Annotated in this window: 26 protein-coding genes and 1 tRNA gene; 14 read left to right on the top strand and 13 right to left on the bottom strand. The window is 48.0% G+C overall.

Translation table 11 applies throughout. The features are described 5' to 3' along the window. Positions 1–14 precede the first annotated feature (14 nt). On the bottom strand, positions 15–1,958 hold the full coding sequence (locus ACK8P8_RS05455; protein ID WP_410025604.1) for an amylo-alpha-1,6-glucosidase: 1,944 nt from the start codon (positions 1,956–1,958) through the stop codon (positions 15–17). 85 nt (positions 1,959–2,043) lie between these two features. After that, positions 2,044–4,026, bottom strand: coding sequence for an alpha amylase C-terminal domain-containing protein (locus tag ACK8P8_RS05450; protein WP_410025603.1), 1,983 nt, complete (start codon positions 4,024–4,026; stop codon positions 2,044–2,046). A 375-nt stretch (positions 4,027–4,401) separates the two neighbouring features. Here ACK8P8_RS05450 and ACK8P8_RS05445 point away from each other — a divergent pair, with 375 nt between their 5' ends. Beyond that, complete coding sequence (locus ACK8P8_RS05445) at positions 4,402–5,016, top strand: WbqC family protein (RefSeq protein WP_369860914.1); 615 nt, start codon at positions 4,402–4,404, stop codon at positions 5,014–5,016. A 93-nt stretch (positions 5,017–5,109) separates the two neighbouring features. Here ACK8P8_RS05445 and lpxB read toward each other — a convergent pair whose 3' ends face one another. Further along, positions 5,110–6,246 (bottom strand): lipid-A-disaccharide synthase, encoded by a 1,137-nt coding sequence (lpxB, locus tag ACK8P8_RS05440; protein ID WP_186975017.1) that lies wholly within the window; start codon positions 6,244–6,246, stop codon positions 5,110–5,112. Positions 6,247–6,478: 232 nt separating this feature from the next. Between lpxB and mtaB the strand changes: the two genes are divergently transcribed. From mtaB to ACK8P8_RS05375, 13 genes are all read left to right on the top strand, one after another. Then, entirely contained in the window at positions 6,479–7,780 is a 1,302-nt protein-coding gene (gene mtaB / locus ACK8P8_RS05435; protein ID WP_410025602.1) for a tRNA (N(6)-L-threonylcarbamoyladenosine(37)-C(2))-methylthiotransferase MtaB, read from the top strand. Positions 7,781–7,793: 13 nt separating this feature from the next. Further along, a complete protein-coding gene (locus ACK8P8_RS05430) occupies positions 7,794–8,813 on the top strand; it encodes an NAD-dependent epimerase/dehydratase family protein (RefSeq protein WP_410025601.1) in 1,020 nt (339 codons plus the stop codon). Continuing rightward, positions 8,786–9,646, top strand: a complete 861-nt coding sequence (locus ACK8P8_RS05425; protein WP_410025600.1) for an EFR1 family ferrodoxin — start codon at positions 8,786–8,788, stop codon at positions 9,644–9,646. Before ACK8P8_RS05430 ends, ACK8P8_RS05425 begins: the two co-directional genes overlap by 28 nt. 248 nt (positions 9,647–9,894) lie before the next feature. After that, positions 9,895–10,545, top strand: coding sequence for a hypothetical protein (locus tag ACK8P8_RS05420; RefSeq protein WP_410025598.1), 651 nt, complete (start codon positions 9,895–9,897; stop codon positions 10,543–10,545). 67 nt (positions 10,546–10,612) lie between these two features. Beyond that, entirely contained in the window at positions 10,613–11,950 is a 1,338-nt protein-coding gene (gene nhaA / locus ACK8P8_RS05415; RefSeq protein ID WP_410025597.1) for a Na+/H+ antiporter NhaA, read from the top strand. 42 nt (positions 11,951–11,992) lie between these two features. Next, positions 11,993–12,077: transfer RNA gene (locus ACK8P8_RS05410), tRNA-Ser, on the top strand. A gap of 275 nt (positions 12,078–12,352) precedes the next feature. Beyond that, positions 12,353–13,579, top strand: coding sequence for a site-specific integrase (locus ACK8P8_RS05405; RefSeq protein ID WP_007665466.1), 1,227 nt, complete (start codon positions 12,353–12,355; stop codon positions 13,577–13,579). A gap of 77 nt (positions 13,580–13,656) precedes the next feature. After that, positions 13,657–14,241: a site-specific integrase gene (locus tag ACK8P8_RS05400; RefSeq protein WP_007665465.1), complete on the top strand. Its 585-nt coding sequence runs from the start codon at positions 13,657–13,659 to the stop codon at positions 14,239–14,241. Positions 14,242–14,252: 11 nt separating this feature from the next. Beyond that, positions 14,253–14,774 (top strand): ORF6N domain-containing protein, encoded by a 522-nt coding sequence (locus ACK8P8_RS05395; protein ID WP_007665464.1) that lies wholly within the window; start codon positions 14,253–14,255, stop codon positions 14,772–14,774. Between the two features lie 653 nt (positions 14,775–15,427). Further along, the gene (locus ACK8P8_RS05390; protein WP_007665461.1) at positions 15,428–15,961 is read left to right on the top strand and encodes an antirestriction protein ArdA; all 534 of its coding nucleotides are present in this window, start codon (positions 15,428–15,430) and stop codon (positions 15,959–15,961) included. 47 nt (positions 15,962–16,008) lie between these two features. Beyond that, entirely contained in the window at positions 16,009–16,212 is a 204-nt protein-coding gene (locus tag ACK8P8_RS05385; protein WP_081450327.1) for a hypothetical protein, read from the top strand. A 19-nt stretch (positions 16,213–16,231) separates the two neighbouring features. After that, positions 16,232–16,453, top strand: coding sequence for a DUF3873 domain-containing protein (locus ACK8P8_RS05380; RefSeq protein WP_007665459.1), 222 nt, complete (start codon positions 16,232–16,234; stop codon positions 16,451–16,453). A gap of 11 nt (positions 16,454–16,464) precedes the next feature. Continuing rightward, positions 16,465–16,947 (top strand): DUF7258 domain-containing protein, encoded by a 483-nt coding sequence (locus tag ACK8P8_RS05375; protein WP_410025596.1) that lies wholly within the window; start codon positions 16,465–16,467, stop codon positions 16,945–16,947. A gap of 269 nt (positions 16,948–17,216) precedes the next feature. Here ACK8P8_RS05375 and ACK8P8_RS05370 read toward each other — a convergent pair whose 3' ends face one another. From ACK8P8_RS05370 to ACK8P8_RS05325, 10 genes are all read right to left on the bottom strand, one after another. Next, positions 17,217–17,657 (bottom strand): DUF3872 domain-containing protein, encoded by a 441-nt coding sequence (locus tag ACK8P8_RS05370; protein ID WP_215710562.1) that lies wholly within the window; start codon positions 17,655–17,657, stop codon positions 17,217–17,219. Between the two features lie 13 nt (positions 17,658–17,670). Then, positions 17,671–18,252: a conjugal transfer protein TraO gene (locus ACK8P8_RS05365; RefSeq protein WP_215710561.1), complete on the bottom strand. Its 582-nt coding sequence runs from the start codon at positions 18,250–18,252 to the stop codon at positions 17,671–17,673. A 2-nt stretch (positions 18,253–18,254) separates the two neighbouring features. Beyond that, entirely contained in the window at positions 18,255–19,190 is a 936-nt protein-coding gene (gene traN / locus ACK8P8_RS05360; RefSeq protein ID WP_007665454.1) for a conjugative transposon protein TraN, read from the bottom strand. Between the two features lie 29 nt (positions 19,191–19,219). Next, positions 19,220–20,566 carry a conjugative transposon protein TraM gene (traM, locus tag ACK8P8_RS05355; protein ID WP_007665453.1) on the bottom strand — a complete coding sequence of 449 codons (1,347 nt, stop codon included), beginning with the start codon at positions 20,564–20,566 and terminating at the stop codon, positions 19,220–19,222. Next, positions 20,544–20,834 (bottom strand): TraL conjugative transposon family protein, encoded by a 291-nt coding sequence (locus ACK8P8_RS05350; protein ID WP_007665452.1) that lies wholly within the window; start codon positions 20,832–20,834, stop codon positions 20,544–20,546. The genes traM and ACK8P8_RS05350 overlap by 23 nt, the downstream gene beginning before the upstream one ends. Before the next feature lie 4 nt (positions 20,835–20,838). Further along, on the bottom strand, positions 20,839–21,462 hold the full coding sequence (traK, locus tag ACK8P8_RS05345; RefSeq protein WP_007665451.1) for a conjugative transposon protein TraK: 624 nt from the start codon (positions 21,460–21,462) through the stop codon (positions 20,839–20,841). Positions 21,463–21,494: 32 nt separating this feature from the next. After that, positions 21,495–22,490: a conjugative transposon protein TraJ gene (gene traJ / locus ACK8P8_RS05340; RefSeq protein ID WP_085930043.1), complete on the bottom strand. Its 996-nt coding sequence runs from the start codon at positions 22,488–22,490 to the stop codon at positions 21,495–21,497. Between the two features lie 21 nt (positions 22,491–22,511). Then, positions 22,512–23,141 (bottom strand): DUF4141 domain-containing protein, encoded by a 630-nt coding sequence (locus tag ACK8P8_RS05335; RefSeq protein WP_007665449.1) that lies wholly within the window; start codon positions 23,139–23,141, stop codon positions 22,512–22,514. Between the two features lie 4 nt (positions 23,142–23,145). Further along, positions 23,146–23,499, bottom strand: coding sequence for a DUF3876 domain-containing protein (locus ACK8P8_RS05330; protein ID WP_041505361.1), 354 nt, complete (start codon positions 23,497–23,499; stop codon positions 23,146–23,148). 11 nt (positions 23,500–23,510) lie between these two features. Further along, the coding region (locus ACK8P8_RS05325; RefSeq protein ID WP_410025595.1) for a TraG family conjugative transposon ATPase at positions 23,511–24,170 on the bottom strand (660 nt) is incomplete at its 5' end.

Genomic DNA, 24,170 nt, shown 5'->3' with positions numbered 1-24,170 from the left:
GCAACATGAATGATTTATTCATATTTTCTAATTAATTCCATGCTTCTCAAGACTTCTCCCACACTCCAAGCTTGAGATATGCTTCCGTTCGGGTGATGTGGAGGATCACCATCATACACTTCGGCAATCGAACATACCCCGTAAAGCGTCATATCATCCTCGAATCCATCCAACAACTCCTTCGCCTCGGGTAAAAACTGTTTCCCATACAACTTCAAATTCGCTTCTATATACGCCCCGATCAGCCAAGGCCATACCGTACCTTGATGATACGCTTCGTCCCGGTGATTCTGGTCGCCCTCGTAATGCCCGTGATAATTCGGGTTCTCGGGTGACAAGGTACGGAGTCCCTTGGGGGTCAACAATTCTTTGGTAATCACCCTCAACACGCTTTCTTTCATGTCATCGGTAATCGGGGAATAAGCTAAAGAACAAGCGAATACCTGATTGGGTCTTACCCACAGATTCTGTCCCCGCTCGTCCGCATAATCCGCCAGATACCCCTTTTCCTCGTTCCAGAAAGTTTCTACGAACGACTTCCGTATCAACTCCGGCATATCTTTCCATTCTTCAACAAATTTCTTGTCTTTTGCCTCTTCTGCCAACTTTAACGAGTAGCAAACGGCATTGTACCATAATGCGTTGATCTCAACGGCATACCCGGCTCTGGCTGTCACAGGCACACCTTTTACCACGGCATCCATCCACGTCAACGCTTTGCCGGGCTGCGACGCCCAAATCAGACCGTTACCGTCCATGTGCAACCCGGGGTTAATACCGTCCCGGAACGCCGTCAGTATCGCTTTCATCTTGCTCCCGTAGGTCTTCCATATCACTCCCGGTTCGTTCAGAGCCTCGTCATACTGTTGCACCGCCCAAAAGTACCACATCGGGGCATCTATCGAGTTATATGCAGCTTTATCCCCCTTACCGATATTCGGGAACAAGCCGTTGTGTAACTGCCGCGACATCGTGTCGAGCACTTCTTTACACTCCTTCAAGTTGCCGCAAGCAGCCAACGTCAAACCGGGCAAGGCTATAAACGTGTCACGTCCCCATCGCCCGAACCACGGGTAACCCGCCACCACCTCCGTGTCTTTACCGTCATGCACGATAAACTGCGAAGCGGAATAGGTCAGGCAACTCTCGCAATCGTCACGGTGTTTCCGTTTTTCCTCCAATTGTTGGAACTTACGTTTCAAACCGCCGGTTTTTACTTCCTCCGTCGAAGCGGAAAAAATGATACTTTCTCCTTTCTTGATCGGCACCTCCAAGTATCCCGGCACGAACAAATCTTCCTTGTAATCATACCCGCGTGCCTTCTCCTCCAAGTATTCTATATTATAATACCAGTCGGGTACCGCCACGAACTCGTTCGCCTTGCTCAACTGCATATTCAACGCCGGAAACCCGACGTAGAGCTTCGAACGGATACCGTTTTCAACCGTCTCGTACTTCGTGTTTGCCATCATATTCGCCCGGCTCAACGCGTGCGCGTTGCGATAGGCAAGAAACGGCTTCAAACGCAAAAACGTTTCCGAATGAGCGTCTTCCAATGTATAACGTATCAATAACTGTGCCTCATTGTGCACCATCAAGATTTCTTTTTTTAATACGACGCCTCCTACCCGATACGTCAATGTAAACAGCGGATCATATTCCAGATCTACGATATATTTATGCCCGCGAGGCTCGTATATCCCGGGGTATTTGTGTATACCCAAGTTAAATTCCTTGCCGTGCTGAACTATCGTTTCGTCCAACGAGGACAACAACACGTGGTTCTCCCCGCCGAACTCCTTGATCGGCACTACCAGTAACCCGTGATACTTCCTCGTGTTACAACAGACTATGGTCGTCGAAAAATATCCCCCGGCCCTATTGGTCGAAAGCACCTCTCTTTTTAAGGAATATTCCAAGTTAACCAATTCTTCTTTGTTGAAATTCAAATAACTCATGTTTCAATTTTAGATTTAATGATTTTAGATTTATAATTGCAGATTTCATTAATCGTAAATCGTCAATCATAAATCATAAATTATTCTATGATCGTCGTAAGATCATCCCCGTTCTCGCGGGTATATATAAACTTAACTGTCCCCGACCGGGCGACACGTAACGGGTGAAATGTTCCGTCCCGTGGTTTATTCGTCCCGCCCCGTCAAATGCCTTGTCATCCGTGTCCAGAATATAGGTAAACTTACCGGAAGGTGCGTCAAACTTGTAATCCGGGAAAGACTTCTCCGGGTTGAAGTTAAACACGAACATCACGTCCCCCCGCGTAAAGATCAATATCTGCCGCTCGTTATCCCGAACCAGCGGTTCCGGACGCCAATCGAACACGCGGTTATCCGTTACAGCCTGCAACATGGCTTTATCGAAAACGTTGAGGAAACGGAAACGCAGGTTCTCGTCGTCAACCAGACTCCACAACCTCCGGGCGTGCTCGTAGCTCCAACCGTTGCCCTCCCGCGGGAAATCTATCCATTCCGGATGCCCCCACTCGTTACCCATGAAATTCAGATAACCGTCCGCCGCCGTGCCTATCGTCACCAGTCGGATCATCTTGTGAAGCGCCATGCCCCGGTCTACAATGACATTCGAGTCAAACACACTCATCGAAGTGTAAACGGCCTTATCCACCAGCCGGAAAAAGATCGTCTTGTCACCCACCAACGCTTGATCGTGACTCTCGGCGTAACTGATCGTGTGTTCCTCATCCCGCTTGTTCGTCAACTCGTAGAACAGATCGCCCACGTGCCACTCCTCGTCCCGTTTCTCTTTCAGCAATTTAATCCAGTAATCCGGCGTACCCATGTTCATCCGGTAATCGAAACCCATCCCCCCGTCCTCTATCGGGGAAGCCACGCCGGGCATACCGCTCACGTCTTCGGCTATGGAAATCGCATCGGGCAATACTTGATGAATCACCCGGTTTGCCAAAGCCAGATAAGTAATCGCGTTCTCGTCCTCGTTCCCGTCGTAATACATCGAGTATTCCGTGAAACTCCGTTCGATACCGTGATCCCAGTAGAGCATACTCGTGATCCCGTCAAAACGAAAACCGTCAAAATGAAACTCCTCCAACCAGTATTTACAGTTCGACAACAGGAAATTCAACACTTCATGCTTCCCGTAATCAAAACAACGCGAATCCCACAACGGGTGGTGTCCCCTCGCACCGGGATAGAAATACTGGTCTGTCGTGCCGTCAAAACGACTTAACCCCTCCTCCTCGTTGTTCACCGCGTGAGAATGCACGATATCCATGATCACCCGAACCCCCATACCGTGTGCCGCGTCAATCAAGGCTCTCAACTCTTCCGGAGTCCCGAAACGGGAACTCACGGCGAAGAAATTAGCCACTTGATAACCGAACGAACCGTAATACGGGTGTTCCTGTATCGCCATCAATTGTATCGTGTTGTACCCCAAGTCCACGATCCGGGGCAACACGAACAAACGAAATTCCGTGAATGTCGCCACCCTCCGGTGCTCCGTCGCCATACCAATATGCGCCTCGTAAATCAGGGGATTCTCCGCACGGGGCGGTCGCTCGTTGTGCATCAAATAGGGATGCAGCGGCTCCCATACCTGCGCGCTGTACACTTTCGTGTATTCGTCCTGTACCACCCGTCTGACGTGTGAAGGCAGACGTTCGCCGCTCCCGCCGTCCCATTCCACCAGTAGACGATACAGCATCTCGTGAGCCAATACATCCGCCGGAAGACGAATTTCCCAATTCCCGCTGCCCGCTTTGGTAAGTGCGTAATCGGGATGCTTCCGCCAATCATTAAACTCCCCGAGGAAATAAATCGCCGTGGCGTTCGGTGCCCATTCCCGGAACACCCATTCGTTCGCCGTCCGGTGTAACCCGTAATATAAATAAGAGTTACACGAATCAGCCAACCGTGTAGTCCTGTACGTGAACTCCCGCTCCATATCCAGCACCTGACGGTGCCTCCGCTCGATAATCCCCTCGTACGGCTGTAATAATTTATCTTGTTCCACGAGTTTTAGCATCATATATCTTTTTTTAATCAATTACTTTTCAAATCAACCGCTTTAATGTTACAATCCGGTTAGAAAACGGTTACCATTAATTTACGTGGAATCATGGCTTTTGTTCTATTCACGGGTAAAAAATTATCCTCCTTTCTTGCCAACCCGTGAAGTCCCCCACCGAACCGGGACAATATTCTTTTCGCCTTACAATATACAACAATTGAACCACATTCCATACTTTTTAGGTATATATTTGTCAAAAAAGAGAAAATATTACAGATTTCCGTTCAAATGAAAAATTCTTATCTTTGCCACGCTAAAAAAGCCACAAAGCCGACACGTTTGATTTTTCAATCATAAATCAAGAAATCATAAATCGTAAATGAACAAAAATATATGAATATACTCGTCAACACCGCCTATTTTCCCCCGATTCAATACTTCTCGGAGATCAAGAACTGTTCGGAAATACTCGTCGAACAACACGAGAGTTACGGGAAACAAAGTTATCGTAACCGTTGCGACATCATGACCGCCAACGGCGTCATGACCCTCTCCGTTCCTGTCGTGAAAGGGGCTTCCCTCAAGATTCTCACGAAAGACGTACTCGTTGACTATTCCACCAACTGGCAGAAACTCCACTTCAAGGGCATCGAATCCGCCTACAAAAATTCGCCTTATTACGACTATTATATTGACAACCTTCTTCCCTTCTTCGAGCGAAAAGAAAAATACCTCCTCGACCTCAACACGAAAATATTACGCGAGCTCATGGAAAACATCGGTCTTAACCGCCCCCTCACGTTCACGGAAGATTATTACCCCATCACCGTGAACCACGACGACCTCCGTGACGTCATCCACCCAAAACCGTCCCGCCGCCGCGCAGAACGCCCTTTCACGCCCAAACCATACCACCAGACCTTTGCCGAGCGTTTCCCATTTACCCCCAATCTCAGTATCATAGACCTGCTTTTTAACATGGGGCCGGAAACGGGAGGTTATCTTTAATTCGCTTTCAGCGAATTAAAGGTTGCATTTGCCTTCAGCAAGTTGCTTCGGGAATCTTTTCAATCACTCAATCTAAAATCTAAAATCTAAAATCTAAAATCTAAAATTAGTAAGTTCCTTTATCATCATCTCCGCGAACCGCTCCGACGCACCGGGTTCTCCCAACCGTCCGTTCACTTCACGATAACCGGACAACATCCGCTCGCGGTTTTCCCCGTCGGGCAGGATAGCGGAAAGCTCCCGCAGGATATTGCGTTCGTTCAGCTTTTGCATAAGCAACTCGGGCACCACCTCCCTCCCCGCGATCAGATTCACGAGAGAGATATATTTCACTTTCACGAAAGTCTTGAACAGGAAATAACTGAGAGCACCACCTTCCCCGCTATAACAAACCACTTGCGGGGTTCCGAGGATAGCGGTTTCCAGCGTCGCCGTGCCGGACGTGACCAGCGCGGCACGGGCTTGCTTCACGAGGCGATAAGTCTGCCCGTAAACAATCCGCACGTTCTTCCCTTGAATATAAGGAGCGTAATCGGCATCCATCATCGAGGGCGCCCCCGCGATCACGAACTCGTGGTCGGGGAAATGAGGCATCATCAGCAACATCTTCGGCAGCACGTGCTTCAACTCCTGCGCGCGGCTACCCGCCACGAGAGCGATAATCGGTTTGCCCGACAACCCGTTCACGCGGGTAAACTCCTCGAATGATTCATTCTTGTGATCCCGGTCGTGGATAGCATCCACCAGCGGGTTGCCCGCGTAATAAACCGGGTAACCGTACCGGGCGTAGAAATCCACCTCGAAAGGGAAAATCACGAACATCCGATCGACCAAGCGTTTGATCTTCTTCACCCGTCCCGTGTTCCACGCCCATATCTTCGGCGATATATAATAATAGACAGGGATACCCGCCTCCTTGATAAACTTCGCCACGCGCAAGTTAAAGCCACCGTAATCGACGAGAATCACGACATCCGGTCGCCACGCAAGAATATCCCGGCGACACTCGTCGATATTCGCCTTAATCTTGTCGAGATTCTTCAATACGGTAAGAAACCCCATGATAGCGGTATCCTTGTAATGACGCACGATGTCACACCCGGCGGCACGCATCAAATCCCCACCCCACCCGCGCACCTCGGCGGCAGAGTCATGGTGTCTTAATCCCTTGATCAAATTCGAGGCGTGCAAATCACCCGATGCCTCCCCGGCTATAACGTAATATCTCATCTCTTCCAATATATTATTGACGCGGCAAGTTACAAAAAAAGTTCATAAGGTTTATAAGGTTTATAAAGTTTATAAAGTTGATTGACCCTCGCGGGCGCTTTATCCACAGCAGCATGGCTGCCGATAAACACAGTCCGAAGGACACCCGTCACTTTATGAACCTTATAAACCTTATGAACCTTATAAACTTTTTTCTATCTTTGCCCCCCTAAGATGTAAAAAACAATCACGCATGAATATAGCAGGGAAGAGAGTGGCGTACGTCACTTTAGGATGCAAACTGAATTTCTCGGAAACCTCCACGATCAAGCACAGCCTCGAACAGGCGGGAGCGGTGACCGCGGGAGAAAAAGAGGGAGCGGACATCTTCGTCATCAACACGTGCAGCGTCACCGACATAGCGGAGAAAAAGGGACGGCAACTGATACGGAAAATCGTGCACCGGAACCCCGGCGCCTACATAGTCGTGGTAGGATGCTACGCGCAGTTGCGGGCACGGGAAATCATGGCTATCGAGGGAGTGAACCTCGTGCTCGGCGCGCGGGACAAATTCAACGTGGCACATTACCTCACCCACCTCGAAGAACAGGAAAAACAAGAACCGCACTCGTGCGACATCTTTAAAGTGGGCAACTTCGACCTCGCTTACTCCTATGGCGACCGCACCCGCAGCTTCCTCAAGATACAGGACGGTTGCGACTATTTCTGCACCTATTGCACCATTCCTTTCGCTCGCGGGCGAAGCCGCAGCGCCACCATCCGCGCCGTACTCGATGCCGCGCGGGATGCCGCCGCGCGAGGCATACGGGAAATCATCCTCACGGGCGTGAACACGGGCGACTTCGGGCGGGGCACGGGCGAAACCTTCTCCCAGCTCCTGCAAGCCTTGGACGAGGTGGAAGAAGTCGAGCGTTTCCGGGTATCGTCCATCGAGCCGAACCTGTTGACGGACGAAATCATCCGCTTCGTGGCATCGTCGCGCCGTTTTATGCCGCACTTCCACGTGCCGCTGCAATCGGGCAGCAACGAGGTGTTGCACCTCATGAAACGCCGCTACGACCGGGAACTATTCGCCGCCAAGGTGCGGGAAATCAAGACCCTTCGCCCCGACGCCTTCATCGGCGTGGACGTGATAGCGGGAGCGCGGGGAGAAACGCCCGAGGCATTCGAGGACGCGCGGGAATTTATCGCGGGACTCGACGTGTCGCAACTGCACGTGTTCCCTTACTCGGAACGCGCCGGAACCAAAGCGCTCGAAATCCCGTATATCGTGTCGCAAGCGGAAAAACACCGCCGGGTAAACGTCCTGCTCGACATATCCGAACAGAAACTGCGCTCGTTCTACACGGCACACGAGAACGAAACGCGCCCCGTGCTGTTCGAGGACAGCGAAACGGACGGGTCTATATGCGGATTCACGGATAACTACATCCGGGTGGAACTGCCTTACGACCGGACACTGGCTAACCGCATCGTGCCCGTCAAGTTAGGCACGATAAACGCGAACGACAACATGAACGGAACAATAAACTAAAACGACAAGCAACATGAATATCCTAGTAACGGGAACAGCGGGTTTCATCGGTTTCTACCTGGCGCGGAAACTACTGGCATCGGGACATACCGTGTACGGTATCGACTCTATCAACCATTATTACGACGTATCGCTCAAACTCGACCGCCTGCACGAGTGCGGGATAGACCATCCCGAACCGAAAAAAGAAATCGTGTCCGCGCGATACCCCGCTTACACCTTTTGCCAGATAGACCTCTGCGACGCGGAAGCCGTGAACCGGCTGATGGAAACCTGCCGCTTCGACGCCGTGGTGAACCTCGCGGCACAGGCAGGCGTGCGCTACAGCCTGACGAACCCGGAGAGTTACGTGCAGAGTAACGTGGTAGGCTTCCTCAACCTACTGGAAGCGAGCAAAAAAGCGAACTGCAAGAAATTCATATACGCCTCGTCATCGTCCGTGTACGGGAACAACCCATCCGTACCTTTCAAGGAAACGGACAACGTAGACCACCCTATCAGCATCTACGCCGCCACGAAGAAGGGCAACGAACTGATGGCGTTCACCTACGCCCATCTCTACAAGCTGCAAACCATCGGGCTACGCTTCTTCACGGTATACGGGCCGTTCGGTCGCCCGGACATGGCACCCATGCTCTTCGCCAACGCCATACGGAACGACGAAACCATACGCGTCTTTAACAACGGCGACCTGTCGCGCGACTTCACCTATATCGACGATATCGTCACGGGAATAGAGAAAATCGTCACCACTCCCGGCGTAATTCGGGAAGATGTACCCGGCGTACCCGCTACCATATATAACATAGGGCACGGCTCCCCCGTGCAACTCATGGATTTCGTCCACCTGCTGGAAAAACACATGGGACGCGTTGCCCGCAAAGAATTCGTGGGGATGCAGGCGGGTGACGTCTACCGGACATGGGCGGACACCACCCGGTTGCGAGAAGACTACGATTACACGCCCTACACCTCGCTGGAAACGGGTATCGCCCGCTTCGCGCGATGGTTCAAAGAATACTACAAGAAATGAGAACGATAAAACGAGTGCGGGCGGTCTACTTCAGCCCGACGGGAACCACGCGGGAAGTGGTCGCCACCGTGGCAAAGCACATCGCGCGGGCGTTGAACGCCACTCGCGGCGAGTATGATTTCACCTTGCCCGAGGCGAGAACCGCCCCGTTGGTCTTCGACGACGACGAACTCGTCGTTTTCGGTACCCCCGTCTATGCCGGACGAGTACCCAACGTACTACTCCCCTACCTCGCCACCATTGCGGGCAACGGGGCTTTGGCGGTACCCGTCACCGTGTTCGGAAACCGGAATTACGACGATGCCCTCGTCGAACTTCGGGACATCCTCGCCCGCAGCGGACTCCACCCCGTCGCCGCCGCCGCTTTCGTCGGGGAACACTCGTTCTCCCGCGTTCTCGCGAAAGACCGTCCCGACACGCGCGACCTCGACACCGCCGCCGCCTTCGCACTTGACGTTGCCGCCGCGTGCAACACGCTCCCCGCGGAACCGCCCCTCGTGGAAGTACCCGGCACCCCTTACCCCTATCGCGGGTATTACACGCCCCGTGACCGTCACGGCAACCCGATAGACATACGCAAGGTGAAACCCCTTACCAACGACCGCTGCAATGACTGCGGACTATGCGCCAAAGTCTGCCCCATGGGCTCGATTAACCCCGACAACGTGAAAGAAATCACGGGTATCTGTATCAAATGCGGTGCCTGCATCAAGAAATGCCCCCGGGATGCCAAATACTACGATGACGCCGGATACCTCTATCACCAGCACGAACTGGAAGAAACATACCCGGGAAGAGCCGCGGTCGGCCTTTTCTGTTCGGGGACTTCTTGATTTTAGATTTATGATTTATGATTTTAGATTGAAGGATTTTAGATTGGCAATCCTTCAATCACAAATCAAGAAATCATAAATCATAAATCCCCTCCCTTCCCCCACGCTTACTTATCTGTAACTTATCTGTAACTTATCTGCAACTTATCTACAAATTCAGATAAATACTTGATAAAGTAAATATTTTTTACTAATTTTAAGTCGTCGAGGAACGTGGGAGGATATGTTACACCTTAAAATCGGCTACCATGAAAATAGAAGACGAATCAAACGAACGACCGCGCAAGTATCGGGTAAACGGAATCACGTTCTACTACCGCAACGGGAAACTATGCGCCATGCCAAGTACCCGGGAAAAAACGAAAAAACCGCCGACGGAAAAACAAATCGAATCGAGGGAAGCCCTCGAAGTCGCGACAGATTGCGCGATTAACTTTTTCAGAACCAACGGCATACTGTGCATAGCGTGGGACGCTTACGCGAAGCTATTCCGAAAAAACCGCCTCGATATCTTCAAGATGATTAACTACCCCGTGCTTGACGCGAAATTGCTAGGCGTGGACTACTTCCCCGATTTCTTTTTCTGCAAGGGCAAACTCGTGCCCCCGCGGGAAACACGGGTAAACCGCGAAGACCTGTTGCTCTTTCCCATGTGGGAACATCCCGACAGGGAATACGGCTTGTCAAACCCGGACGACCTGCTGATGATGGGGTATTTCTACGAATCGCACCCCGACATGCCGTTGCTCGTCGTGACGGATGTCACCCGCGGCGAACGTTTCGCCCAAATCCAACTGCCCGACCTCGGCTACCCGCCGACGGAGACGCTCCACCTCTACCTCTTTTTCCGCTCGCCGGACTGGACGACATTCTCGGACAGCAGGTACGTGAAAGCGTGATAATTCTAAATTCTAAATTTTATTTATTAAATTCGCGACGAGTTAAATTTCATAAACCGCATGTAAAATGGTCAAAGAAACTTTCAAGTTTTCCATTAGAAGACTGATACAAACCAAGATTAACGGGGGTATTATTCTTCTATTCGTGGCAGTGGCGGCAATGCTTATCGCCAACTCCCCCCTGCAAGAGCACTACACCTCTCTCTTGTCGAAAAACATTTCCCTCACTATCGGGAATTTCAACCTCTTTGACCGCCATGACGGCAACCCGATGACGTTACTCGACTTCATCAACGATGCTCTCATGGCTATTTTCTTTTTCTCCGTGGGACTGGAAATCAAACGGGAACTGCTCGTCGGCGAACTTTCCACACCGCGCAAAGCCCTGCTCCCGGTGGTAGCGGCCTGCGGGGGTATGATTATGCCCGTCCTCCTGTTCTGCCTCATCGGGCAACCCGGTCTTGCCATGCGGGGAGCCGCCATACCTATGGCGACCGACATCGCGTTCTCGCTCGGGGTGCTTTCCCTGTTGGGTAAGAAAGTCCCCCTCAGCCTCAAGATATTCCTGACCGCTTTCGCCGTGGTGGACGATATCGGGGGCATCATCATCATTGCCCTGTTCTACAGCTCCCATCTCGTGATAAACTACATTATCGCCGCCACCGCGGTGGTGGCACTACTTTACATCGGGGGACGGCAAGGCATACACAACAAGTTGTTTTTTATCTTTTTCGGTATCGTCGTCTGGTGCCTGTTCATTAACGCAGGGATACACCCCACCATCGCGGGGGTTATCGTGGCGTTCACCGTGCCCGCCCGCCCGAAACTGCATATATATAAATACGTCAACAACATCCGGGAAAGCCTCAAACGCCTCCCCGAAGACTCGAACGAAATCATTCTCAGCAACTCGGAATTATCCATACTGAAAAGCATCGAGTCGGCGTCCGACAAAGTGGTCAGCCCGCTACAAGCCATGGACGACGACCTGCGCTTCCTCGTCAACTACATCGTGATGCCGCTTTTCGCTTTCGCCAATGCCAGCATCTCGTTCGAGGGCTTCACGCTCGCCTCGCTGCAAGGCGTGTCGATAACGATCTTCATATCGCTCGTCGTCGGCAAACTGGTCGGCATCTTCTCGTTCACCTACCTCAGCATCAAGGCGGGGTGGCTCACGATGCCCGATAAAATGAACACACGCACGCTCTTCGGCATCTCCCTGCTCGGGGGTATCGGCTTCACGGTTTCACTGTTTATCGCCAACCTCTCGTATTCCGGCATGGGCGAGGAAGGAGCCATGTTGCTCAATCAAGCCAAGATCGGGATCATCGGTGCCTCTTTATTCGCGGGAGTATGCGGTTACTTTTACTTGAAATACGCGCTGAATAAAAAAACACGAAAATAATTTTGAAAGCCCGATAAAGTCTTTATATTTGCATCCGCATTTGGAGAGGTGGCAGAGTGGTCGATTGCGGCGGTCTTGAAAACCGTTGTACCGCGAGGTACCGGGGGTTCGAATCCCTCCCTCTCCGCAGAACCTACTGGACAAAAGAGGACAGTAAGAGGACAAAAACCTACAAATCAGCGATTTGTAGGTTTTTTTATTGCCTATAAGTCTTGTTTCCAAGACAACAAAAGGACTTGAAAAGACATAGTTTCGTTACTAAATCGTTACCTATTCCCTACCGGACAAAAACGGTAACGATTTGTCCGAAAATGACCGCAGGAAGTCCGAATTTGTCCACTGTCTAAATATCTCACATTTAAAGTGTTATCATTAGTTTTGTAACTTAAAAAATGTGAGGTTATGAAGAGTACATTTAAAGTCCTTTTCTATTTAAAGAAAGGTTCTGAAAAGAAGAACGGCGAGGTTATGATTATGGCAAGAATTACCATTGACGGTAAGTTGTGCCAGTTTAGTACGAAACAAAGCATCCTGCCCGAAAACTGGAATATGGCAGCAGGTAAAGCCAAAGGTAAGGATGCAGGCAGAATAAATGCCTTATTGGAGGATATAAAAGCATCCTTGAATAATATCTACCACGAACAGCAACGGCGTGATAACTATGTGACAGCCGAAAAGGTGAAGAATGAATTTTTGGGACACAGTGAAAAACACGAAACCATTTTAGACCTTTTCAAAAAGCACAATGACGATGTGAAACAGTTGGTCGGCATATCCAAGACGATTGCCACCTATCGTAAATACGAAGTGACCCGCCGCCACCTTGCCGAGTTTATCCAAAGCAAATACAATATATCGGATATTGCCATTAATGAAATCACTCCGATGTTTATAACAGACTTCGAGTTGTATTTGCGTACTACCTGCAAATGCAGTTATAATACGACTGCCAAGTTTATGCAGTTCTTCAAACGCATTATCCTGATAGCCCGTAATAACGGCATCTTGATTGGCGACCCGTTCGCCAATTATAAAATCCGTTTGGAGAAAGTGGATAGAGGGTATTTGACAGAGGACGAAATAAAAATCATCCTTAAAAAGAAGATGGTTTCCGAACGGTTGGAAAACGTCAGGGACTTGTTTGTCTTTTCCTGTTTCACAGGTTTGGCTTATATTGATGTCGCCAACCTTACCCAAGAGAATGTTCGCAAATCCTTTGACGGTAAGTTATGGATAATCACCAAACGCCAAAAGACCAATACGGACGTAAATGTTCCCTTGCTGGATATTCCCAAAATGATATTGAAGAAGTATAAGGGCAAGCTGCCGAACGGTAAGATACTTCCGGTAATCAGTAATCAAAAACTTAACGCCTACTTGAAAGAAATAGCGGACGTTTGCGGGATTAAAAAGAACTTGACATTTCACCTTGCCCGCCATACATTTGCGACCACAACCACGCTTGCAAAGGGTGTTCCCATCGAAACGGTTAGCAAAATGTTGGGACACACCAATATAGAAACCACGCAAATTTACGCCCGCATTACCAATAATAAGATAGGTAACGATATGCAGGGACTTGATAAGAAATTTGTCGGTATCGAGAAGATTTATAAAGAAGCCCTGTAACCTTTAAACAAGGAACTTGCCGTTAAAACGGCAGGTTCTCTACCTTATTATTACTCACTTTTAAAACAAATAAGCACATGAAAAGACAGTATCATAAAGAGTATCTGACCCGTGAAGAACTAACCGCCTTTTTAAAGGCTAAACTTTCTTCCGAACATCTTGAAAAAGTCCGTGATGTTTTTGTATTCTCCTGCTTCACCGGGCTGGTTTATGAAGATTTAAAAAAGCTACGTGCAGAGCAACTTATGACGTTACCCAGTGGTAGCCACTATTTGCGAATATATGTTCCTATGACCCGTTTTTCCCGTACTATTCCCCTGTTGGATATTCCTTATAAAATAATTAAGAAATACAAAGGACAACAAGAGGACGGCGGGTTGTTTCCGCTTTTTCCTTTGCCTGTAATGAATATTCGGTTACGGGAAATAGCTTTTGAATGTGGCATAAACAAAACTATCACCACTTTTTCAGCCCGCCGGACATTTGCCACCACGATAGCTTCGGAAAACGGTATTCCCCTTGAAACCGCAGCCAAAATATTGGGGCATAGTCTTTTGAAAAGTACGCTTTCAGTCACTTGCTTTACGAAAAACAAGATAGCCAGTGATATGTCCGCTATTTCCGGGCAATTCAAAGATATGGAAACCATGTTTAATTTATAAATAATAGAATTATGGACTTGCAAATCATTCAGAACAAAATTTTTGAAATCAGGGGTTACCGTGTAATGCTTGACTTTCATTTGGCAGAACTTTACGGAGTGCAAACCAAAGTATTGAAACAAGCGGTGAAACGTAATGAAAAACGCTTCCCACCTGATTTTCGTTTCACTATGACGAAAGAGGAATGGGACGAACTGGTCACAAATTGTGACCAGTTGCCGGAGAGCCTGAAACACAGCTATGTACTTCCCGATTGCTTTACAGAACAGGGAGTTGCTATGCTTAGTAGCGTGTTGCGTAGTCAGACCGCCATAGACGTGAATATATCCATCATGCGGGCGTTTGTCCTTATGCGCCAAATGGTAATCGGTTACGAAGAACTGCTGAAACGTATTGAAGAACTGGAAGTAAGTACGGATGCACAATTTAATGAAATCTACCAAGCCCTTACCCAGTTGTTAAGTCAGTCCCAACAGCAGAAAGAACGCCGTCCGGTAGGTTTCATTACCTATGACCGTTCAGGTAACGAATAGGTAACGATTTCAGTAACGAAATTTCACCTAATACGATATATTCCAATAAAGTATATTCTTTCAACTTGCGGGAAGTCCACCGACGACCCGCATTTCTTATATCCTTTTCTACTGGTACATTCCCCGAAACGCCAGCCGTGCGTGGCATGGCCGACTAATTTTCGTGAAAAGAGCCATTGGAAACCCGCACAAGCCTATCGTAAGATAAACTGACGATACACTTGTCTTTGCCGCCCGCATTTTCCCATTTTAGAAAATAAGTTCCCATCAGGAACTTTCTCTACAAAATATAGATTAGACCTTTTACCTGTTCCTCTTAATGTAAATCTTCCTCTTTAGCAGTCCCCCAGCCGGGACAGTCGTTTTTATCATTTCAATAGGCAAAGGTAGTTACGTGTTCTTCACGACTTTGCAAGTTCGAGCCTTTCAGGTTTGGCAAAAAATCTTCCCTGCGCCCGCTGGTTGCGAGGTCTTTTTTGCCAAAAACTTGCAAAGTCTAAACACTACCCTTTTATGCCTATGTGAAACGAAAACGACCGACCCGACCGGAAGACGCATAAAAAAAAAGTCGGATTTACGAGAAACAGGAAAAAGGTTATGAAACTCAACTCCCTCACCTCTCAAATCCGCATAAACTTAAAAAAATTACAATCATGGAAGCAACGACATTATCAGCAGCAAGAGTTTATGTAGGCACATACGGCAAGTACAATGCAGGTTCACTTTTTGGCAAGTGGCTCGACCTTTCGGACTATTCGGACAAGGAAGAATTTTACGATGCCTGCCGGGAATTGCACAAGGACGAAGAAGATGCCGAATTTATGTTTCAGGACTGGGAGAACGTGCCGGAGAACTTAATCGGCGAAAGCTGGCTTTCGGAAAACTTTTTCGCTTTGCGTGATGCGGTGGAAGATTTAGGCGACACCGAGCAGGAAGCCTTTTTCGTGTGGTGCAACTATAAAAGCCGTGATTTTAGTAACGAAGATGCGGACGACCTTGTACGGGATTTTCAAAACGCATTTTTGGGCGAATACGAGGACGAAGAAGATTTCGCTTATGAATATGTAGAAGAATGTTATGAACTGCCGGAGTTTGCAAAGACTTATTTCGATTATGAAAAATTCGCCCGTGATTTATTCATGTGTGATTACTGGATGGACGAGGGTTTTGTATTCCGTGCGGCTTAAATACTAATCAGGGCGGGGATAATACCCTGCCCGCAATACTCAAAATAATGGAAAGGAAAAGGTTTTATAAGTTGGTTCTACGGCTTGCATTGCTTTGGGTAGTGTACCATATTACAGGCATCGGGACGGCTACCGTTTTATTTTTCGGCTTTTATGCGGCTTGTTTCCTGCTTCGGGTTTGTTTATCCTTATTTTACGGGCTTTGCGTGGCGTTCCTTTTCCTTTTGTTGCTTTCCTTACTGATTTTATAACGATTAAAAATAGAACATCATGCAATCACTTAACAAAAACGGGGTGAGTATCACCCAAACACCGGGAGAAGAAAAATACGTGAAATGTTGCTTGGGCGCATTCAGGGGACAAATTTATTATCAATATGACTACCGCCACACGGACGGCGAACTTTTCAGTACGTTGGCTAAAACGCTTGACGAGTGCCGCCGCCAGCGGGATAAGTGGATAGAGAAGAAAATGCAAAGTGATAATAAATAAAATTTAGGGACATGAAAACGACAGAAGTAAACAAAGCACTTATCGGTAGGCGTTGCGAGTGTATTTTTACGGGTTTGATGGTAACGGGCGTTATTGAGGACACCCAAGAGGACAAATATACAACAGGCGTGAAAGTACGTTTCGACACGCCGCACCAGTGGGGAGATGATTTATACCACGATGTATGGGCGTGGGGACGCAAAACAGACGATTTCGGGACGTTGCACCACTTGAAATTATTACCTGATAAAGCAGATTATCAGACAATGGTAATAATATTCGGTGAACCGATTAGCCGGATAGATACCCTTTTCAGTAATGATGTAACGGCGTGGGGTGTTTCTTCCCTGCAAGGTTGGGTAAATAGTTATGAAAGTACCCGTTTCACCCCCATAGACGAAGAAACGGCGGTTATAACGAGCGAATATAACATAGATTGTGTGAAAGAATGGTTACAGAGAAATGTGCTGATAAAAAGCCTTAAAATCAGTTGAGAAGAACGGCGGCGGTTTGCCGCCGCTACTTTCTTTCGGTGAGCCGTTGGCGGAAAAGAAAGATAGCAAAGAAACCGTTTATGTTCCCTGTCCTTAAATGCAAAAATCCGCCGAGAACAACCGACGGATTTTTGTTATAGTACACCCTTTGGTGGTTTATTCCAGTTCCCTGCCCCATAGTTCCACATCAGTGGGTGCATTACGCAAACTGTAAATCGAGCAGAGCTAAGACACCATCAGAAAGGCGAAATAGATATATGCCGCTGTTTTCATTCTTCCTTGTCATTGTCATTATTGAAACTGAATGTCAGTTGTACCAACTGCCCGAAACTGTCCTGCACATACACGTCAATAGTCTGCTGGTCGGTCGATGCGGAGGTATAATAAAGCCGGAATGTTTCTTTCTCCAGCGGGTAGAAATCATTCGGTAAAAATACCGTGCCGTTATCCATTTTCAAAGCCCCTTTTCCGTCCGGCTGAAAATACCGTATTTGGTAGGTTGTCGGCAGGTAACGCCCATCCCTAACCAACTGGCAGCGAATTTCCGCCGTTTCCCCGACTTTCAGTTTTTTGGGTACGGGTAGCGTTTCGATGCTGAACGGGTACGCCTGCTGAATATCCAAGTTGTCATTACAGGCAGTGACAAGTACAAGGGCGACCATGATGTAGCAGCCCATAATGATTTTATATGTTACATTCTTCATATCCATTGTTATATAGCGGTTAGTTGATGATAAATTTTACTCCTACGCCTACCTGCGTGTGAAACTTGCCGATGTCCGAGCCGAACAACATCCGTTCCCTTGCATTCAGGAGAAGTACCACCCGGTCAGTCAGGTAGGCTTCCAGTTCCAGCGTTAAAGCCCCGCCGTACACAAAACAATCCTTATCCAGCAATGTAGAACCATCCGGCAATATCTTTTTGTCCCGGTTGCTCGTTTCGTACCCGGCGAGTGCCGACAATCCCAGCGAAAGGAAAAAGGTTTTCCGCCTGTCTGAAAGGAAGTTCAGGTAATAGCCGCCCTCTGCGGTAAACTGCTGTACAGGTATTTTTATGTCCTTATAATTGTATCGTTTTTCGAGGTATTCCCCGCCGAGAACCCAGCGATTTGCATTTTTGGTGTAAACGCTGTATGCAACCCCGATGTGGTAAGCAAAATCCGTGTTATCGTTCCAGTGTACGCCGTCCGCCATTCCTGCCGTAACCTGCAAGGCTTTCATTCCCGGCAGATACCTTTGTGCGTGTGCCTGGTTAAAAGTCAGGCACAACGCAAAAAGGGTCATAATGATTAAAGACCGTTTCATCCTTATTTGATTTTAAGTTCGTTAATCACTTCGGCGTTCACGATGTCGGCGTTCTCCACCCGGATAACCTGATGTCGTCCGCCGTTTTTCTCGTAGAGTTCCACCAGTAGCAATTTGTCGTCCGGTATAGTGAATTTCGGCAGGGCGTACACCGTGCGGACAACGCTTTTCCCGGCAACTTCTATTACTTCGTTATAGCTGCGTACCGCATCCAATACCGTTTCCTGAATAGCCGTTCTTTTAGGAACTTTTTTGTCCACTATTTTAAACTTGATAAAATCCGTATCAAACGGCACGTTTGAACTGTTCTTCGTTTGGGTATGTACATATAACATTCCGTTGTAGGTATAAATTCCCTTGATTAAAAACTGGATGCCGAAACGTTTGCTACCTAAATGCCGTATTTTGCGGTCGTTATTCTTGTAGATACTCTGCATTATCAGCTTTACCAACAACGGGCTTTCGTTCCCCAGTTCCCGGAAATAAATGTTCATTCGGGTATGCGAGAAATCGGACGTGTCTTCATTTTCTAAGAAGTCTTTCATTTCAATGTTCAGCAGTTCCGGTTCACGGGCATATTTCGCATTAAAGGAATAAAAACTGCCATCTTCACAAATCACGCTGAAATTAGTTTCACCCGGAAAGTCCTCTGTCGTGGCTTTCACCCGGATAACATTTTCCGCCCCGTCCGCTTTTCCGGCTATGATATGGTTGCTTCCCAAATCCACGTAACGTACGGCAGACGGGAAAATAATATGTACCGTTTTGGCGAACGTAATTTCCACGCCGTAGGGTGTTACCATTTGTCGGTAGGGTAATTTCCGGGTTATCCCCTGATACAAGTTGTTGCCTGCTACATATTGCACCGTGTCGGTAGTTTGTGCTTTTACAGTTACTACGCCCAGCAAAAGGGCGAACATTACAAAAATCTTTTTCATTTCTAATTGGAATTTTAGTGGTTAAATAATTATTGTTGTTTGGCATACAGCATGACTTTATAGCCTGCTTTCAGCTTTACTTTTACAGTCCTGAATTTTTTCGCAAGATAACCGGACGTACCTTGTAACAAGCCCCTTGTCACGTCCATTGCCACTTGCTGCCCGGCACTACGGGCAAAAGAAATACTTGTTCCCAGCCCGCTGCCTATGTTTGCCATAGCTTCGTTAAAGGCTTCCTGTTCCATTGAGGACGGAACGGACAAACCTTTTTGCCCGTCCGTGTCAAACACGGCAAGTTCTACCGGAATAATGTTTCCGGCATACTCTATCGAGGACACCAGCACGTCCAGCCTTTCGCCCTGTACTTTTACCGTCCCCGATACGACCGTGTTTTTGGCTACCAGTATGTTTCCGGCTTGCAAGGGTTCGAGCAGTCGTAGTTTAACCGTCTGTCCGTCTGTCAGGGTTTGGTCTTGGTGTATGCAGGCAGCTATCGTGTTCTTTCCCATTGCGTAACCCGTACCAACTGCCGTATTGAAACCGTAGTTCCGGTTTTGGCTGTATGCCTGTATAAATTCTACATCGTTCATCGGCTGCTGCAATCCGGAAACGGTGTTTTCCCGTACTGCCTGTACCGGGTAAGCCTGCGGTTTTTGGGTGATTGTCCCGGCTGGTGCAACCTGCGCCACCTGCCCGTTTTGTTCCCCGTTCAGGTTATATTTTGCTGCCAGTTCATACGATTTTTCCAATATTGCCATTTGGTCGTCCACTCCGATGGAAGCCTTTTCTTTATCTTCCAGTTTTGCCGTCAGTTCCTCTACCTGCCTTTTAAGTTCTTCTTTTTCCTTATCTTCTTTGGGCGTTTCGTAGAATGTACTTAACTGCTGGTTGATATTCCGGTAGGCATCGGCGGAAGCCCTGACGGATGAACTGCCACCCCGGTAGGCAGAACCGCCGGGATTTTGCGGTTCTTCTTCGCTTTCCGGTATCAGTTCCAATTCTGCCGCTTCCTGCTGGTCGCCCAGCGTGAAACCGAAATCCTGCAAGGTTTTCATTTTCTCCCGTTGTTTCCGTTCCAGTTGCGCGGCTTCGTAGGCTTTCTGTTTATCGGCTATTATTCCGTCCTCTGTCGGCAGGGGAATATCGGCATTGAAGCCGCCCACTTCTTCCCGTTTCGTCCCGTCATTCGAGGACGGCACAAAAATCAGGTACATACAGCCTGCAAAGGCAAGGAACATCAGGGGAAAAACAATCATTTTCTTTCGTTGTTGCGCCTGCTGCGGGGTCAGTTCCCGTTTTGGCTTTTCTTCTTTTAAAGGTCTGCCGTCTGTTTCCGGTACGGTTGTTCCCATTTCATTCTTCTGTACTTCTTCCATCGTTCGGATAATTTAAAGGGTTGATACTGTCGTTTGTCTGCTGTAAGGGCAACTGCCTGATATGTTCGATTTGTAACCGCTGCCCGTCCCGTTTTCCGATATTGTAAATAGAGGACACGGTTATATAGATGGACATACCGCCGAAGAACACAAACATAAGGAGTATAACTGTCAGCCTTTTTCCCGGCGTGATACGCCCGCACATTTGGCGCAATTTGTCGTCCGCCCAATCCTGCACCTTTTCGATGCAATTCTTTTTCACTTTCATACTTTTACCGTTTAAGTGTTTGCAAATCCTTGTTTTCCATAATGGTGAACGCTTCCATGATAAAGCCGTGCGGGTTATTGTCGCTGCGGGTAGCGTTCAGCAACCGGCACGAAGTAATAAGACTTCGCACTGTCAGACTGCTTTCCCTGATAATCATTTGTCGGGCATAGGTATTGACCCGGTAAGGGTACTGGTTGAAATCGCATTTTATACTGTCAATTTCCACCGTTTGATTGATATTCCCGCTAATCACCCGGTTGTAATATCCTTTTTCCGCCAAGTCTTTATAATAATTAAAGGCACTCTTATCGGCAAGGAAAAGCGAGCGTTTGACGTTGCTTTCGATGGCATCCTTATCGGGGGACAACGTGAAGAACAGTTCATGAAAACGTTTCACGTGTGATTTGGCTTCCACGGGTCTGTTTTGCGCCATATCCTGCGAAAGTGCCAGCATCAGGCTTTTACCGTTATCCAAGACGTATATTTTCTGCCGTTGTGCTTCGGCGAAGCTGTAAGAGTTCCACACGGCAAAGCCCGTTATCAGGGCGCACAGGCATATAAATACCAGCGCAAAAAGCCTAATTTGCCGGAAACTCGTTTCGATGTTCGTTAAACTTTTAAATTCCATCCTTTTATTGTTTTAATGATGATAGTTATTTTTTATTTCAGCAGTTTTCCGGCAATCTTCCCGGTAGCTGCACCAGCCGCCGCACCAGCGAGTACGCCCGCTTTGGTTACATTCCGGTTGTAACCGCTTGTCCCGCCAGCCGACACAATCCAACCCGCCACGGTAGGAATGGTAAAGTAGCCCACGATACCGATAATCATAAAGATGATATATACCGAATTGCTTCCGTCCGGTATGAAATTCGGGTCTGAAAGTTCCTCAATGTCCCTTTGCAGCATCAGTGTTTGTATGCGTGCCAGCACACTGCTGAACAAATCTGCCACGGGTAGCCACAAGTAAATCGAGATATAACGTGTTATCCACTGGGTCAGCGTGCTTTGGAAACCGTCATAAACGGAAATCGCAAACGCCAGCGGACCCAGTATAGACAACACGATTAAAAAGAACGTGCGTAGCGTGTCGATAATCAAAGCCGCCGCCTGAAACATCAGTTCCAGCAGTTCCCTGAACCAGTCCCGGACTGATTTTTTTATATCGTATGCCGCCCTATCCATATACATTCCCGTCATGGTAATCATGTCGGAGGGCGACCACCCCAGTTCTTCCAGTTGTCGGTCAAATTCTTCATCCGAAGCAAGGTAAGCCGTTTCCGGGTTTCGCATCAGGGCTTCATATTCCAGTTTGTCTTTCTGCTGTCGATATTCGTTCATATCGAATGTCTGCGTTTGGAGCAGGTCGTTACAGCCCCGGACAACCGGGGAAAGCACGGTGTTGATAGTCCCCAGCACGAAAGTCGGGAAAAACATGATACACAGCCCCAGCGCAAAGGGACGCAGAAGCGGGTACACGTCTATAGGTTCGGCACGTGCGAGCGACTGCCACACTTTTGCCGCCACGTAAAACAAAGCCCCCAATCCGGCAATACCTTTCGCAACCCCGGTCATGTTGCTGCACAAGGGCATCATTTCATCATACAACGCCCTTAAAATCTGGTGCAGGTTGTCAAATTCGATAGCTGCTAATAACATAGGCATTTCTTTATCTTTATGTTACCAATAGCGTTCATTCGCCGAGCCGTAAAGAGCCATTACCCGGTCTGTATCGTTCTTCTTTTTTGCCCGCAGGTAGGAAACGGAAATATTTTTGCGGGTATAGTAGTTCACAAGATTGCGGTAATTCAGCAGGCTGGTATATGCCCGGTCAATCAGGGCGAGCCGTTCGGCATCGGTCATTGACATACCGCTGATGTTTACCACGTTTTTTAAATCCTGCAATACGTCTGCACTTTCTTCCAGTAATTTGGCATATCCGAAAGATATAGCGGTAAGTTCCTGCGGCGTATAATTTTTGTCGGACATCATTTTCTGAAAGTTGGTAACATAGATTTCCGATATTTCCGCTACCATCAGGATGCTTTTCTGTACTTTCTTTCCGCCCTTGACAATATCGTGTACTTTTTTCAGGGCATCGTAGTATTCTTTTCCCTGCTGGAAAATCTTCTGCGTTTCCTTGAAATTGCTCATTACATTGTTTGCCGTAGTGGACGTTTGTACTATCTGTTTGGCGGTATTGATGATACCTTGCGCCAAATTAGACGGGTCTGTAACGACCCATTGGGCGGAAGCCCTGCCGAAGCAGGACAGGCATACCGCCATCAGGATAAATAATTTTGTTTTCATACATTTACTGTTTTAATGATTTGTCACTTCTTTGGTATTCTCCACCGGGAGAAAGGGTAATCCGGTCGGTTTTGCCGTCATAGGTCAACACTACCGCAAAGCCCGTGTCGATGTACAGGCATCCGTCCGTTTGCCGGACGGCGTAGGTGTTTGTCAGTTCCCTGCCCCGGACTTTTACCGTGCGGGTGACCTTATATTGCCCGTTATCGTTCCAAAGGGCAAAAACGGTATTTCCGCTTTTGCTTACCCATTCGCCCCGCATCCGTTCCAGTTCTTTTTGCGTGTTGTCCTTGCAGGCTGCCATCGACAGCAGGCAGGCGCACAGCAATACCGGAAACAATCTTTTGAACCGTTTCATCTTGTTATCTTTTAGGTGGTTGTTTTATCGGGGTTTCTTTTACTTTCAGCAAGGCGTTTTATCGCCAGTTCGAGATTTCCGCCCAGCTTATCGGCGAGGGTGAACAGTTCCATTTTTTCGCTTTCTTCCGTTGTGTACGTGTAGTATTCTTCCAAACTAACTTCTGTTGCGTACACTGCCGACTGCGTGCCGCCCAGCGAAAAGAAAACTTCCTTGTACTTTCGTCCGGGATGGTTTGCCATGTTGATGGAAAGTATTTGCGCACGTTCCTTATCCGTCAGTCCCAGCAGGTTTTGGATGCTGTCGAATTTATTCAGGTATTTGCGCTGGTCTAACAAGATTTTACAATCGCTGTTGTTAATGATACTTTCTTTGACAACGGGCGAAGAAATTATATCTTCGACTTCTTGGGTGACTACAATCGCTTCCCCGAAATATTTGCGGACGGTTTTGTATAAATATTTTATGTAGTCCGCCATATTTGCACTTGCAATCGCTTTCCACGCTTCCTCGATTAATATCAACTTTCGGATGCCTTTTAACCTGCGCATTTTGTTTATGAAGGCTTCCATTATGATAATGGTTGTAATCGGGAATAAGATTTTGTGGTGTAGGCTAAGCACCCAACGCCTTTCCATATTACTATGGTAGGTTTTCAAATGCTCGCCCCC

Origin of the sequence: Butyricimonas muris (assembly GCF_046365375.1) — a bacterium.
GTDB lineage: Bacteria > Bacteroidota > Bacteroidia > Bacteroidales > Marinifilaceae > Butyricimonas > Butyricimonas muris.
Note: the sequence above shows the minus strand (reverse complement) of the source record. Positions and strands in the feature narration are given on the sequence as shown.

Coding starts and splice junctions, on each gene's coding strand:
- ACK8P8_RS05370 (WP_215710562.1), bottom strand. CDS start 17,657: ATGGATATGAAGAATGTAACATATAAAATCATTATGGGCTGCTACATC.
- ACK8P8_RS05365 (WP_215710561.1), bottom strand. CDS start 18,252: ATGAAACGGTCTTTAATCATTATGACCCTTTTTGCGTTGTGCCTGACT.
- ACK8P8_RS05450 (WP_410025603.1), bottom strand. CDS start 4,026: ATGATGCTAAAACTCGTGGAACAAGATAAATTATTACAGCCGTACGAG.
- ACK8P8_RS05395 (WP_007665464.1), top strand. CDS start 14,253: ATGGACTTGCAAATCATTCAGAACAAAATTTTTGAAATCAGGGGTTAC.
- ACK8P8_RS05400 (WP_007665465.1), top strand. CDS start 13,657: ATGAAAAGACAGTATCATAAAGAGTATCTGACCCGTGAAGAACTAACC.
- ACK8P8_RS05430 (WP_410025601.1), top strand. CDS start 7,794: ATGAATATCCTAGTAACGGGAACAGCGGGTTTCATCGGTTTCTACCTG.
- lpxB (WP_186975017.1), bottom strand. CDS start 6,246: ATGAGATATTACGTTATAGCCGGGGAGGCATCGGGTGATTTGCACGCC.
- traK (WP_007665451.1), bottom strand. CDS start 21,462: ATGGAATTTAAAAGTTTAACGAACATCGAAACGAGTTTCCGGCAAATT.
- nhaA (WP_410025597.1), top strand. CDS start 10,613: ATGGTCAAAGAAACTTTCAAGTTTTCCATTAGAAGACTGATACAAACC.
- ACK8P8_RS05390 (WP_007665461.1), top strand. CDS start 15,428: ATGGAAGCAACGACATTATCAGCAGCAAGAGTTTATGTAGGCACATAC.
- ACK8P8_RS05330 (WP_041505361.1), bottom strand. CDS start 23,499: ATGAAACGGTTCAAAAGATTGTTTCCGGTATTGCTGTGCGCCTGCCTG.
- ACK8P8_RS05375 (WP_410025596.1), top strand. CDS start 16,465: ATGAAAACGACAGAAGTAAACAAAGCACTTATCGGTAGGCGTTGCGAG.
- mtaB (WP_410025602.1), top strand. CDS start 6,479: ATGAATATAGCAGGGAAGAGAGTGGCGTACGTCACTTTAGGATGCAAA.
- ACK8P8_RS05425 (WP_410025600.1), top strand. CDS start 8,786: ATGGTTCAAAGAATACTACAAGAAATGAGAACGATAAAACGAGTGCGG.
- traN (WP_007665454.1), bottom strand. CDS start 19,190: ATGAAAAAGATTTTTGTAATGTTCGCCCTTTTGCTGGGCGTAGTAACT.
- ACK8P8_RS05445 (WP_369860914.1), top strand. CDS start 4,402: ATGAATATACTCGTCAACACCGCCTATTTTCCCCCGATTCAATACTTC.
- ACK8P8_RS05350 (WP_007665452.1), bottom strand. CDS start 20,834: ATGAAAGTGAAAAAGAATTGCATCGAAAAGGTGCAGGATTGGGCGGAC.
- ACK8P8_RS05405 (WP_007665466.1), top strand. CDS start 12,353: ATGAAGAGTACATTTAAAGTCCTTTTCTATTTAAAGAAAGGTTCTGAA.
- traJ (WP_085930043.1), bottom strand. CDS start 22,490: ATGTTATTAGCAGCTATCGAATTTGACAACCTGCACCAGATTTTAAGG.
- ACK8P8_RS05455 (WP_410025604.1), bottom strand. CDS start 1,958: ATGAGTTATTTGAATTTCAACAAAGAAGAATTGGTTAACTTGGAATAT.
- ACK8P8_RS05420 (WP_410025598.1), top strand. CDS start 9,895: ATGAAAATAGAAGACGAATCAAACGAACGACCGCGCAAGTATCGGGTA.
- ACK8P8_RS05380 (WP_007665459.1), top strand. CDS start 16,232: ATGCAATCACTTAACAAAAACGGGGTGAGTATCACCCAAACACCGGGA.
- ACK8P8_RS05385 (WP_081450327.1), top strand. CDS start 16,009: ATGGAAAGGAAAAGGTTTTATAAGTTGGTTCTACGGCTTGCATTGCTT.
- ACK8P8_RS05335 (WP_007665449.1), bottom strand. CDS start 23,141: ATGAAAACAAAATTATTTATCCTGATGGCGGTATGCCTGTCCTGCTTC.
- traM (WP_007665453.1), bottom strand. CDS start 20,566: ATGGAAGAAGTACAGAAGAATGAAATGGGAACAACCGTACCGGAAACA.